The following is a 13,086-nucleotide window of genomic DNA, read 5'->3' on the forward strand; positions in this document are numbered from 1 at the left end:
CGCGTAAGGGAAGGTCAATGGGTCGGTCCGGTTCACCCCATACGGCTCGCCGTCTCTATCGCGTCGGCCAGCTGCCGCACGTCCTCGTCCTCCGTCCTGTACGCCAACGTGTGTGCCCGCTCTGAGAGTTCGTCCAGATACGGGGCGCCGGGCAGGGAGCCGTAGCGGTGGTCGGAGGAGCGGCGGAGGGCGTCGGCGAAGTAGGCGGCCGTGGCCGTGACCTGGAGGCCCCGGCCGGCGCCCCATACGGAGTCGTTGAGGTCGCCGGCCTCCAGGTCGCCGGACTCCTCGTGCGGAGAGCGCGTGTCGGGGTCGAGCCAGCGGACGGTGGCGGTGGCGAGGTGGCCGTCGGCGCCGGGCTCGGTGCGCACCGCGTACAGGGCGGTGACGGTGTGGCCGGGGCCGACTTCGCCGCCGTCGACGCGGTCGTCGCGGAAGTCGTCGTCGGCGACCTGGCGGTTGTCGTAGCCGACGAGGCGGAACTCGGCGACCGTCTCGGGGTCGAAGGCGACCTGGGCCTTGGCGTCGCGGGCCGTCAGTTCGATGTTCTGCGGGAGCTGTTCGCAGAACACCTCCCGGGCGTCCTCGGTGTTCGACACATAGACCGTGTGGCCGTCGCCTTTGTCGGCGAGGCGTTCCATCAGGGCGTCGCCGTAGTCGCTGCCGACGCCGACGCCGAAGAGGGTGATGCCGTGCTCGCGGCGTTCAGTGGCGATCCGCTCCAGGATCGCGTCGGGGTCGGTGTCGCCGGTGTTGGCGAGTGCGTCGGAGACCAGGACAACCCGGTTGGTGGCGCCCTCGCGCAGACCCTCGACCGCGGTGGCGTATCCGGTCTCGACGCCCGCGCCGAGGTTGGTGGAGTCGGTGGGCTCCAGACTGTCGATGGCCTCGTGGATCTCGCCACGGTGGCCGTCCAGGCGCGTCATGGGGAGCACGGTCTCGGCCTCGTCGCTGAAGGTCACGATCGCGACCGAGTCGTCGTCACGCAGCCGGTCCGTCATCACGGACAGGGACTCCCGGGCGAGATCGAGGCGGCCCGGTTCGGCCATGGAGCCCGAGATGTCGATGACGAAGGTCAGGGCGGCGGGCGGGCGTTCACCGGTCTGTTCGGCATTGCGCGTGGCGAGGCCCACGCGGATCAGGGACCAGTCCTCCTCGTCGGTGCGGGCGCCGTCGACGGTGACCGTGAAGCCGTCGCCGTCGGGGCGTTCGTAGTCCTGGCGGAAGCTGTTGACGAACTCCTCGGGGCGGACCGTCGACGGGTCGGGCAGCCTGCCCTCGGCGAGGGCGCGGCGGGCGTATCCGTAGGAGGCGGTGTCCACGTCGAGGGCGAAGGTGGAGAGGTAGTCGGGGGAGGGAGCGACCTCGCGGGAGTCGGTGTCGTCCTGCTGCTCGCCGGTCCCCTGGCTGCGGTCGGGGGCGGGCAGTGGCGCGGGGAAGCCGGAGTTGCGCTCGCTCGCGTCCGAGGCGCGACTGTTGTCGCCGGTGTCGCTCGCGCCGCAGCCGGTGAGCAGCAGGCCCCCCGCCGCCGTGAGCGCGAGCAGCGTGCCGCGCAGCCGCCGTGTCCGGTGGCGCTCGTACCACTCCATCATCCGTGCCCCCTCGGTCCGTTGACGTCGACGTCGGTTGACGTGGCCTTCTGTGACTGTGACGGCACAGGGCACCGGAACGTGCGACACAGGGTGTTGCAGATGCGTCTCGAAGCGGCCACGGAGGCGGCCCGCCCTACGCCGGGGCACCGACCGCCGGTTGGAGCGGATGGTCTGGCCGAGGCATGAACCGGATCGGGCCGCTGACGCGCTCACAGGTGACAGGTCGACGTCGTTGAACCGGGCTGAGTCGATCGCATCGCCCCTCCGACGGTCGGGGCGAGCAAAGTGAGGGCTGTCGCAAAGTCGATTTCTCGGTCACCGCTGCGTAGCAAATATGTAGCCCAGCCCTGTTGTCGATATGCCCGCAAGTAAGTCCATAGAGCAGGAGGTGGTGGTTTCGGTGGTGAGTTGAGCCTTGTTGGCCACGGCGCAATCTACCCATGGTGAATCTGCGGCAGGCATGTGTGGGTATTGTGGAAATCTGTCGCGTGGTAGTGGTTCGTAGGTCAGGTGAAAGGGGTCCTAATGGGTCTCAAATTCGGTGAGGACTTGCGGCCATAACTATGGTGCAGTAACTAGATGGATCATGAACCTGTTCAACCGCGGCGCGTCATCCCGCCGCCAGGCGTCGCTCGTTGCTCCACAGCGCACCGCCGGCTTGCCGGCTTCCCCCGCTGCCGTCCTGCCCGACCCTGCCCTGGCGGCGCTGACCGGAGAGTGGGTCATCGACCCCGCGCACAGCCGGATCGGCTTCTCCGTCAGACATGCCATGGTGACCACGGTGCGCGGTTGCTTCACGGATTACCAGAGCCGACTCTACTTCGACGGGCGCAACCCCGCTCGATCGCAGGCCGAAATTGTGATGTCCACCGCCAGCGTCGACACGGGTGTGGAACAACGTGACGCCCACCTGGTCGGCCGTGACTTCCTGGACGCCGCGGCCTACCCCCGTATGCGATTCACCAGCACCGCGGTGCAACTCGCGGCCACCGACCTCTACCGCATGACTGGTGACCTCACCATCAAAGACACCACCCGTCCTGTCACAGTGGAGCTGACCTACATAGGCCACGTCACCGATCCCTTCGGCTATGAGCGGGTCGGCTTCGACGGCACCACCACCATCAATCGCTCGGAATGGGGCCTGACATACAACAGCAGGCTGGCCGAGGGGGGCGTGATGGTAAGTGAGAAAGTGCGCCTCCAATTCGACATCGCCGCCATCCGCACCGTCCCGTCGGCCGGCTGAGCCTTTGTTCCGCTGAATTGCTCGGATCCGGGATCCGCCAGGGCGGCGTGGCACCGCACCCGACGGGAGAGGCGGTCCGGATCCGGCATCTCTGCGCAGGACGGCAGGCTTCCCTGGGCCGGCTTCCCCAAGGCCGCTGGGATCCGCGCCGCACGAGACCGGCGATGGCGGCGGGCCTCGAGGACGCGGCCGCCGCTGGCCACACAGTGCAGACCGCACTGCCGAACAACTCGGAAGTGGCGATCTTCATCCCGAACATGTATCCCAAACCAGATACGCGGGCCTGCGGCTGTTCACCGTGCGCGTGGACGAGCACGTGGTCCTCGTCCACGCGCACCACCTCATCGGTGACGGCTGCAGTGCGGCCCTGCTCGTCCGGAACCGCTCACCGCGTACGACCGGCTCGACCGCGGCCTTCCGCACGGCCTGCCGCCCCAGCTCAGCACCTTCCGCGACCACATCGCCCTCGCCGCCGGGCGCACAGGCCCTGAGGCCCGCAGGCCGAGGCGTGACACTCTGCTGCAGGATCACTATGTTTCGCTAATCCGGCTGATGAGCCTCCGCGGTCCGGCGCTCCTCGTCCGGCGCCACCAGCGACTGGGTGAGTGGAATCCGCGACAGCCCGAGGACTCCCGCGGCGATCAGCGCGACACCGAACAGCTGGGGCAGCAGCCACCACCCGGAGCGGATCTCCTCCTCGTACAGGGTGATGCCGAGTGCGAGGCTCACCATCGCGTCCCCGAGGGTGAGGGCGGGCTGCGAGGCGACCAACGGACCGGCCTGCATCGCGTTCTCCAGGAGGAACAGCGCGCACACGCCGGTGGCGGCGAATGCGTAGGTCTGCCAGGCGGAGAAGAAGCCCACGAGCCCTTGCTCGTCGAGGATGTGCGTGGAGGCCTTCATCAGCGCCGCGGTCACCGCGTAACTGATCGCTGTCGCCGCCCCCAGACACGCGGCCCGGGCGCGGCCCTCCGGGCGCCGGAGGGCCGCGAGAGCGAGGGCGACGACCGCCCCCATGCACACGGTGAGGGCGGGAATCCAGCGGTCCAGCGCCACATGGGTGCGATTGCCGGTGGGGGACGCGGCGGCGAGCGCGACCGCCAGCCCGGCCACCACCACCGTCACGGCCAGCCAGCCCGTGCCCGGCAGATGCCGGTGCATCAGGAACGAGGCGACGATGAGGGTGAGCGGCAGCTCCAGCACGAACAGCGGCTGCACGATCGTCAGTGGCCCGGTCGCCAGCGCCAGCGCCTGGCAGACACCGGCGGCGATCACCGCGAGGATGCCGGACAGCCAGACGGGCCGCCGCAGCAGATCGAGCATCAGCCCGGCCCGGAACCCTTGGGAGCGCGGCACGGTGAGCGCCGCCTTGCGCTGCAGCACCGTCGCGACGGCGTTGCTGAAGGCCGCGCAGAGCGCGAAGACGATGGGGAGCAGGGTGTGCAGCGTGGCCACCTCCCGGATCGGCGGGCCTGTGACGTCGGCTGTGCCTCCTCCTGCCATGGTCGCCTCGATGCGGTCACGAGCGCGATCGGAGCCCCGGGCTGCGGACCATTGATCACCGGCCGACCATGGACGCGGCGCATGCGGAGTCGTGCATGGGCCCCGTCGGCGCTGCTGCGGCTGAGAGGACCGTGCCCCTGCGCGTGCCGAGGCCCGAGCGCACGAGGATCGTGCACCGCGCCATCCGGGTGACGGCGGCGGCGCCGACGCCGTGATCGCACCAGCCACACCATGATCATTCCAGGCTGACAACGCCGCCAGAAGGGTCGGTGACAACGTTGCCGAACAGTGCACCGTCGGCCTGGCTCCGTCAAGACCTCCGACTCGTCGCGCGACATGTTTCTTTAAATTAGTAATAAATATTGACAGGGTTTCGGCCACGGGACACAGTCTTCGCCGTGACGCCGTCGGCCCCAGGCATCCGCGCGGCCCGCGTCACCTCCTCCTGCTTCCCAACCTCCGGGAGAGGCACGTGACTTCACGCCCACCCGCACAACGAACCCGACACCGGCAGGCCGCCCGGCTCGCCCTCGCGGCGGCGATCGCCGTGGTCCTGACCGCGTCGGCCGTCCCCGCCGCCACCGCGGACACCGCCGTGGACCAGGGAGCGCCCGCGTACTACGACAGCGGCCTCGCGCCGACGCCGTACATGGGCTGGAACACCTACTACGGGCTCGGCGCGCCCACCGAGAAGGAGGTCCGCGCGGTCGCCGACAAACTCGTCAGCAGCGGGCTGCGTGACAGCGGCTACGACATCGTGTGGCTGGACGGCGGCTGGCAGGCCGACAACCCCCGTGACGCGCAGGGGCGGTTGGCGGCCCATCCCGACCGCTTCCCCTCCGGCATCCCGGCCCTGGTCTCCTACCTCCACCGGCGCGGACTGAAGGCCGGCATCTACACTGACGCTGGCACCTATGACGGCGGCAAGATGTGCGGACTCGGCAGTCGCGGCCACTACCTGGAGGACGCGCGGCAGTTCGCCGAGTGGAAGATCGACGCCATCAAGGTCGACTTCCTGTGCGGCATCAGCGAGAAGCTCGATCCGGGGCCCGCGTTCAAGGAGTTCAGCGACGCCGTCGCCAAGTCCGGGCGCAGGATGCTGCTCAACCTGTGCAACCCGCTCACCGACGACTGGGGTCTGCCGCACACGCCCGAGCAGGACGCCCACAACACGTACGCCTACGCCCCGACGATCGCGGACTCCTGGCGCACCGGCACCGACATCGCCTGGGGCACACCGAGCCCGGGCCAGTGGCCCAACGTGCTGCGCAACATGGACGCCAACGCCTGGCATCCCGAGGCGCAGGGCCCCGGGCACTACAACGACCCCGACTACCTCATCCCCATGCGCCGCATGGCCGACGGCTCCCTGGAGCTGACCGAGGAGGAGTCCACCACCCAGTTCGTGATGTGGGCCGAGATGGCCTCGCCGCTCGTCCTCGGTTCCGACCCCCGCACCCTGTCCGCGTCGATGATCGCCACCCTGCGCAACCCGGAGATCATCGCCGTCAACCAGGACCCGCTCGCCGTCCAGGGCGTACGCGTGGCCACCGACTCCGTCGGCGACGTCTACAGCAAGGTCCTCACCGGGCACGGCCGGCGTGCCGTCGTCCTGCTCAACCGCTCCGACCAGTCCGCCCGACGCACCGTGAACTTCGCCGACGTGGCGCTGGGTGGAGCGGTCGACGTGCACGACCTCAGGGAGCGCGCCGACCGCGGCACGCACACCGGCTCGTACACCGTGGAAGTCCCCGCCCACGGAACCGCGTTCCTCGAGCTCACCGGTGAGGACACCCTGCCCGGCGTGGACCTGGGCCAGAAGGCCACGGCAAGCCCGGCTGTGGTGCGCGACGGCGACACGCTGACCACCTTCTTCCGGGGACCGGACGGGACGCTGGTCCAGCACGTCGCCGACGGCAGCGGCACCCCGCGCAAGCATGACCTCGCAGGCCCGGTCAGGGGCGGGATCCTCGGCCAGCCGGCCGCCCACGCCTCCGCCGGCGGCCGTATCGACGTCTTCGTGCGCGGCGCCGACTCCCGGGCCTATCGGCGGGTCTTCTCGGCCGGGCGCTGGGGCGAGTGGCAGAGCCTGGGTGGGCAGTTGACCGACGCGCCGTCCGTGGCGTTCACCGACCCGGCGCACTGGACCCTCGTCGCCCGCGGTGCGGACGGCGGGATCGTGCAGCGCGGCCCCGCCTCGGACTGGTCGTCGCTCGGCATGCCCGGCGGGCGCACGACGTACGGCAGACCGGCCGCCGCCGTCGACGCCCAGGGGCGCGTCCATGTGGCGGTGCGCACCGCGGCGGACGACGTGTGGACGCGGTCCCGCGACGCCTCCGGGGAATGGTCGGCGTGGACGTCGCTCGGCGGGACCGTGAGCGGCAGCCCGACCCTCGTCACCGTGGGGGACGCCGTCGTGCTGTACGCACGGGCGGGCGACTACACCCTCTGGCAGCAGCGGTACTCCTCCGGTGCCTGGCAGGGCTGGACCAAGCGGCATGAGTTCCCCAGCGCCGCCTTCGAGGGCGCGCTCGGGGCTGTCGCGGGGCCGGACGGCGCGGTCGACGCGGTGTTCCGCGGGGTCGACGGGCGCGTCCACCGCACCCAGTTCAAATAAATTAGTAATTAATCTTGACGTGGCGGAAGCGCCACGCGAACCTGGATCCGCCGCGAGCGGGGCCCGCCGTCAGGAGGGCCGGCCCCGCCGTGCGGATCCACAGGGAGCCCTCCATGACGAACCATCAGCCCAGCCGACGGCGCTTCCTCGCCGGACTCGGTGCCGCCGGGACGACGGCACTGCTCAGCGGCTGCGTCACCTCCACCTCCTCGTCCAAGTCGCCCTCCGAGGGCGCGGTCACCCTCCAGTCCAATCTGTCCGCACCGCAGGCCAAGGCCGCCATGGAAGATCTGGTGGCCGCCTACGCCAAGAAGGGGTCCGGACGCGTCAGCCTGAACACCATCGCCGCGGAGACCTTCCGCACCCAGCTGCCGACGTACCTGACCTCCGCCAACCCGCCGGACGTGTACACCTGGTACCCCGGCTCGGTGGCCGAGGCCTACGCGAAGAAGGACCTGCTGCTCGACCTCGACGAGGTCTGGCAGACGTCCCCCGACCTCAAGCAGTACTCCAAAGCCCTGCAGAGCCTGTGCACCGCGAGCTCGGGCAAGAAGGTCTTCGTGCCCACCACCTACTACTGGTGGGGCATGTTCTACCGGAAGTCGAACTTCGCCAAGTGGGGCGTGAGCGAGCCGAAGAGCTGGGACGACTTCCTCGACCTGTGCGACAAACTCAAGAGCAAGGGTGTCGCCCCGATCGGTCTCGGTGCCGGCGGCAACACGGCGTGGGTGGCCTCCGCCTGGTTCGACTACCTCGACATCCGCATCAACGGCGCCGAGTACCACCGTCAACTGCTCGCCGGACAGCACCGCTTCGACGACCCCGAGGTGCGCAAGGTCTTCGACCGCTGGCGGGAGGTGCTGCCGTACTTCGACCCGAACGGCACCGCCGTCGCCTTCCAGGACGCCACGACCGCCCTGCTCAACGGCCGCAGCGGCATGATGCTGATCGGCACGTTCTTCGCCGACGCCGCCCCCAAGGACGCCCTCGACGACATCGACTTCTTCCGGTTCCCGGTCATCGACCCGAAGGTCCCGCTCGCCGAGGAAGCCCCCACCGACGGCTACTTCGCCAGTGCCCGCACCGGGCGCCGCGACCAGGTGCACGACCTGCTGAGCTACCTCGCCACCGCCGAGGCGCAGGAGATCTACATCAAGGGCTCCTCCGGCACCGCCCTGCCGTGCCACCCGGACGCGAAGGACGCGGGCACCGCCCTGGTGCAAAAGGGCCGCAGGCACATCGAAGAAGCAGTGGACATCACCCAGTTCTTCAACCGGGACTCCAGCGACGCACTCCAGCCCACCGCCAACACCGCGCTGATCAAGTTCATCGCCGAGCCGAAGAACATCTACGGCATCCTCACCGACTGGCAGCGCGAGGCCGAGAAGATCTGGAAGGCCTGACGTGGCCGTCCTGACCCAACCCGCACGGAAGTCCCCGGCCCCGCCACCGCCCCGCGGCCGACGGGGGCGGGGCCCCCGCCGCACCCCTCCGCTGGTGCTCGCCTTCGTCCTCGTCCCGCTGCTCGTCGAGGCGCTGTGGGTGTTCTGGCCCGCGCTGCAGGGCTTCTACCTCGCCTTCACCAGCTGGGACGGCGTCTCGGCGCCCACGTTCATCGGCCTGGACAACTTCCGGGAGATGGCCCACGACGATGTCTTCCACACCGCCGCCCTCGACACCGTGCTGTGGCTGGTGCTGTTCGGCGGCCTGTCCGCGGTCCTCGGCCTGGCCACCGCGCTGCTGCTCCAGCAGGAGCGCCGCGGCGTCGGCTTCTACCGCGCCGCCCTGTTCCTGCCCGTCGTCTTCTCCCTGGTCGCCACCGCCCTTGTCTGGCAGGCCATCTACCAGCCCGACGGAGTCCTCAACCGCCTCCTGGAAACGGTGGGCCTCGGCAGCCTGCGCCACGCCTGGCTCGCCGACCAGGACACCGCCCTGTACGCCGTGATCGTGCCCGCGCTGTGGCGGCAGATCGGCTACGTGATGGTGCTCTACCTCGCCGGCCTCAAAGGCATCGACCCGGCCCTGTACGAGGCCGCCAAGGTCGACGGCGCCGGACCCTGGCAGCGCTTCCGCCATGTGACGCTGCCTCAACTGCGCAGCGTCAACGCCGTCGTTCTGTCGGTCATCATCATCGACTCGCTGCGCTCCTTCGACGTCGTGTGGTCACTCACCCGCGGCGGCCCCTACCACTCGTCCGAGCTGCTGAGCACCTACATGTACTCCACCGCCTTCCAGTCCCTGCGCCTGGGATACGGCTCCGCCCTGGCCGTTGTGATCTTCGTGCTGGCCTTCGGGGTCATCGCCTCGTACCTGGTGCGCGCCTTCCGGGAGGCCGACTGATGGCAGCCCTACGTACCTCCGCGGCGCTGCGGCGCCGGCGTGCCGCCACGGCCGGATTCCACCTGGGCGCGGGCACGCTCGCCCTGCTGTGGCTGCTGCCCATCGCCCTGGTGGTGGTGACCAGCCTGCGCTCCTTCAACGACATCTCCGCCCATGGCCTGGGCAGTTGGCCCCACTCGTTCACCCTGGACAACTTCCGGCAGGCCTGGGTCGACGGCGGCCAGCAGCGCGCCCTGATCAACAGCCTGATCGTCACCGTTCCGTGCGTGCTGGTGACCCTCACGCTGGCCGCCATGGCCGCGTTCGCGCTCAGCCGCTACGAGATGCCCCTCAGGCGTTCCCTGCTGCTGCTCATGCTCGGCGGCAACCTGCTCCCGCCGCAGATCCTGCTCATCCCCGTGTCCAAACTCAGCGAGGTGATGGGCGTCTACGACACCCTGCCCGCCCTGATCGGTGTGCAGATCGGCTTCGGCGTCGGCTTCTACGTCTTCGTCCTGCACGGATTCATGCGGTCCATCCCCGCCGAGATCCAGCAGGCAGCCGTCGTCGACGGAGCGGGCCCCTGGCAGATCTTCTGGCGGATCATCCTCCCGCTCACCCGGCCCGCCCTCGCCGCGCTCAGCGCACTGTCGTTCACCTGGATCTTCAACGACCTGCTGTGGGCGATCACCGTGCTGCGCACCGACATCAAGATGCCCATCACCGCGGCCCTGATCGGACTGCAGGGACAGTACGTGTCGATGTGGAACGTGATCGCCGCCGGTTCCGTCATCGCCGCCGCGCCCACCGTGGCCGTGTTCCTCCGCTTCCAGCGCCACTTCGTGGCGGGCCTCAACCTCGGAGCAGTGAAGTGACGTCGTCCCAGCGCTGGACCCTGCGCACCGAGCACACCGGCTACACCGTCCGGCTGTCCCCGGACGGCCCCTGGGCGGAACTGGACGCCTGGGGACCGCACGGCGTCGAGACCGGGCCGTCGGCGCTGGACTGGTCGCACCGCACCCACTTCATCACGCCCGCCGACGCCGCCCCCGCGGAGTATCTCCCGTACGGAATGAGGCCGTTCACCGGCGCCGACCTCATCGCGAGCCGCCCGGGCCACGAACGCGGCGCCTGGTGGACCTTCGAGGAAGCACGCACGGACGGGCACAGCCTCAGGCTGACCTTCACCGACGACCTCCTCGGCCTGCGCACCACCCTGTGCTACGCCACCGTGCCCGGCACCGACGTCCTGCACCGCTGGACCGAGCTCACCTGCACGGGCGGCGAGGAACTGCGCCTGGAACGGCTCGACTCGGCCGCCGTGAACGTCCCCGTCACCGCCGGGGCCCGCCTGACGTACCTGTCCGGGCAGTGGTCGCAGGAGTTCCAGCGCACCCAACTCGACCTGACCAGGGGCACGTTCACCATCGGCAGCACCCAGGGCGTGCCCGGTCACGCGTACGCACCCTGGCTCGCCGTCCAGGACGCCGCGGCACCGCACGACGCACCCGCCTCCACCTACGGTGTGGCCCTGGAGTGGCCCGGCAACTGGCACATCACCGCCGAGGCGGAACCCGGCGCGGCGGTGCGCGTGCGGGCAGGCCGCGTACCGCACGAAGGGGTGGTCCACCTGGCACCCGGCGACACCCTGACCACCCCCCGCCTCGCCTGCGCCTTCAGCACGGACGGACTCGACGGGCTGTCCCGCGTCTGGCACCGCTACGAGCGCCGCCTCGCCGGCGAGCGGCTGCACCGCCCCCGCAAGGTCCTCTACAACTCCTGGGAGGCCACCGGATTCGACGTCGACGCGACGGACCAGCTTCAGCTCGCGAAGACGGCCGCGGACCTCGGGGTCGAGCTGTTCGTCGTCGACGACGGCTGGTTCACCGGCCGTGCCGACGACACCGGGGGACTGGGCGACTGGTACCCCGACCCGGAGGCGTTCCCGCAGGGCTTCGACCGGTTCGTCGCGGACGTCCGCGCCCTGGGCCTGGACTTCGGGCTGTGGGTCGAACCCGAAGCCGTCAGCCCCGGCAGCCGACTGCACGCCGAGCACCCCGACTGGGTCTACCGGATCGACGGCCGTCCCGCGCGCCTGGTGCGCAACCAGCTGCTGCTGGACCTGGGCCGCACCGATGTGCAGGACTTCGTGATCGCCACCCTCGACCGGCTCCTGACCGACCACGACATCGGCTATCTCAAGTGGGACATGAACCGGCCACCGACCGAACGCGGCCGGCCGGACGCCGGACCCGCCGACCACCTCGACCTCGACGCCGGCCACGTCGCCGGCTACCTGCGCGTCCTGGACCACCTGCGCCGCGCCCACCCCACGGTCACGGTCGAGGGCTGCGCAGGCGGCGGCGGCCGCGTCGACCACGCCACCCTCGCCCGCACCGACGTCGTCTGGCCCAGCGACAACACCGCCCCCCTGGACCGGCTGCGCATCCAGTACGGCTTCCTGCACGCCCATGCACCGCACACGATGAGCTCCTGGGTCACCGACGCCCCCGGCGTGTTCGACCCGCGCCCGCGCAGCCTCGCCTTCCGGTTCGTCACCGCGCTGTGCGGCGTCCTCGGTATCGGCGCCGACCTGCGCGCCTGGACCCAGGAGCAGCGCACCGAAGCGGCCGAGTGGATCGCCCGCTACAAACAGGTCCGCGACGTCGTCCACCACGGTGAGGCCCGGCTGCTCGGCACGCCGGACGACACCACCTGCGCAGTGCAGTACGCCGCCGAGGACGGACGCCGCGTCGTGGTCGCCGCGTTCAGCACCGGACGCCTGGACGGCGCCCCGCTCGTCCCCGGCCGCCCCGCCCGGCTGCGGCTGCGCGGCCTCGACCCGGCCGCCACCTACCGGGACACCGCGACCGCCACCACGTACAGCGGCGCCCACCTGCTGCACTACGGGCTGCCGTGCGCGTGGAGCGCCCATCATGATGCGGAACTGGTGGTACTGACACGTCAGTAGACCCACGACCGGCATACGTTCACCCCACGCCCGTCCCACCGCGGGCCCCGCACACGAAGGAGCCGAACGCCACGATGGACCAGTCACGACGGTACGGTGCCCGCTTCACCGGCCGCACGGCCGTGGTCACCGGCGCCGCCTCCGGCATCGGAGCCGCCACGGCCGAACGCCTCGCCCGGGAGGGCGCCGCAGTGATACTCGCCGACATCGCCGCCGACCGCGGCGAGGCGGTGGCCGAGCGGATCACCAAGGACGGCGGCCGGGCCTCGTTCGTGACCGCGGATGTCGCCGCCGAGGACGACTGGAGCCGCATCGTCGCCGCCGCCCACGCCTTCGGACCCGTGGACGTCCTCGTCAGCAACGCCTACACCGTCGACGTCACCCCCGCCCACGCCATGCGCCTGGAATCCTGGCAGCGGCAGCTCGCCGTCAACGTCACCGGCAGCTTCCTCGGCGTCAGGGCGGCGCTGGACGACCTGCGCAGCCGCCGCGGAGCGTTCGTCCTCACCTCCTCCTTCCACGCCCACCGGGGCATCCCCGGACATCCCGCCTACGCGGCGTCCAAGGGAGCCCTGCTGTCCCTGTGCGGCCAACTCGCCGTCGAATACGGGCCCGAGGTCCGCGTCAACGCCGTCCTGCCGGGCCCGATCCTCACCGCCGCCTGGGACAGGGTGCCGCCCGAGGAGCGGCAGCGCAGCATCGCCGAGACCGCGGCCCGCCGCTTCGGCACCCCCGAGGAAGTGGCCGCGGCCATCGCGTTCCTCAGCGCCGACGAAGCCTCCTTCATCACCGGCTCCAGCCTCCTCGTCGACGGGAGCTGGCGCGTCGTGAAGGC

9 protein-coding genes are annotated in these 13,086 nt (G+C 70.5%); 7 read left to right on the forward strand and 2 right to left on the reverse strand.

Annotation, left to right across the window (positions count from 1 at the left end):
- Window positions 1-32 precede the first annotated feature (32 nt).
- Window positions 33-1,589 (reverse strand): YfbK domain-containing protein, encoded by a 1,557-nt coding sequence (locus tag ACTWQJ_RS07945; RefSeq protein ID WP_443305916.1) that lies wholly within the window; start codon window positions 1,587-1,589, stop codon window positions 33-35.
- Between the two features lie 589 nt (window positions 1,590-2,178).
- On the opposite strand from ACTWQJ_RS07945, the gene ACTWQJ_RS07950 reads away from it, so the two are divergent.
- The gene (locus tag ACTWQJ_RS07950; protein WP_443305906.1) at window positions 2,179-2,841 is read left to right on the forward strand and encodes a YceI family protein; all 663 of its coding nucleotides are present in this window, start codon (window positions 2,179-2,181) and stop codon (window positions 2,839-2,841) included.
- 540 nt (window positions 2,842-3,381) lie between these two features.
- Here ACTWQJ_RS07950 and ACTWQJ_RS07955 read toward each other — a convergent pair.
- Window positions 3,382-4,344: a DMT family transporter gene (locus ACTWQJ_RS07955; protein WP_443305907.1), complete on the reverse strand. Its 963-nt coding sequence runs from the start codon at window positions 4,342-4,344 to the stop codon at window positions 3,382-3,384.
- A 472-nt stretch (window positions 4,345-4,816) separates the two neighbouring features.
- Between ACTWQJ_RS07955 and ACTWQJ_RS07960 the strand changes: the two genes are divergently transcribed.
- The 6 genes from ACTWQJ_RS07960 to ACTWQJ_RS07985 form a co-directional block, all read left to right on the forward strand.
- A complete protein-coding gene (locus tag ACTWQJ_RS07960; RefSeq protein ID WP_443305908.1) occupies window positions 4,817-6,961 on the forward strand; it encodes a glycoside hydrolase family 27 protein in 2,145 nt (714 codons plus the stop codon).
- 113 nt (window positions 6,962-7,074) lie between these two features.
- Complete coding sequence (locus ACTWQJ_RS07965) at window positions 7,075-8,364, forward strand: ABC transporter substrate-binding protein (protein WP_443305909.1); 1,290 nt, start codon at window positions 7,075-7,077, stop codon at window positions 8,362-8,364.
- A 1-nt stretch (window position 8,365) separates the two neighbouring features.
- Window positions 8,366-9,301: a carbohydrate ABC transporter permease gene (locus ACTWQJ_RS07970; protein WP_443305910.1), complete on the forward strand. Its 936-nt coding sequence runs from the start codon at window positions 8,366-8,368 to the stop codon at window positions 9,299-9,301.
- Window positions 9,301-10,155 (forward strand): carbohydrate ABC transporter permease, encoded by an 855-nt coding sequence (locus ACTWQJ_RS07975; protein ID WP_443305911.1) that lies wholly within the window; start codon window positions 9,301-9,303, stop codon window positions 10,153-10,155. The genes ACTWQJ_RS07970 and ACTWQJ_RS07975 overlap by 1 nt, the downstream gene beginning before the upstream one ends.
- Window positions 10,152-12,251, forward strand: a complete 2,100-nt coding sequence (locus ACTWQJ_RS07980; protein ID WP_443305912.1) for an alpha-galactosidase — start codon at window positions 10,152-10,154, stop codon at window positions 12,249-12,251. The genes ACTWQJ_RS07975 and ACTWQJ_RS07980 overlap by 4 nt, the downstream gene beginning before the upstream one ends.
- A 74-nt stretch (window positions 12,252-12,325) precedes the next feature.
- Window positions 12,326-13,086, forward strand: a 761-nt coding sequence (locus tag ACTWQJ_RS07985) for an SDR family NAD(P)-dependent oxidoreductase (protein ID WP_443305913.1), incomplete at its 3' end; no start/stop codon positions are given.

Source organism: Streptomyces sp. KR55 (genome assembly GCF_052245645.1).
GTDB classification, from domain to species: domain Bacteria; phylum Actinomycetota; class Actinomycetes; order Streptomycetales; family Streptomycetaceae; genus Streptomyces; species Streptomyces flavusporus.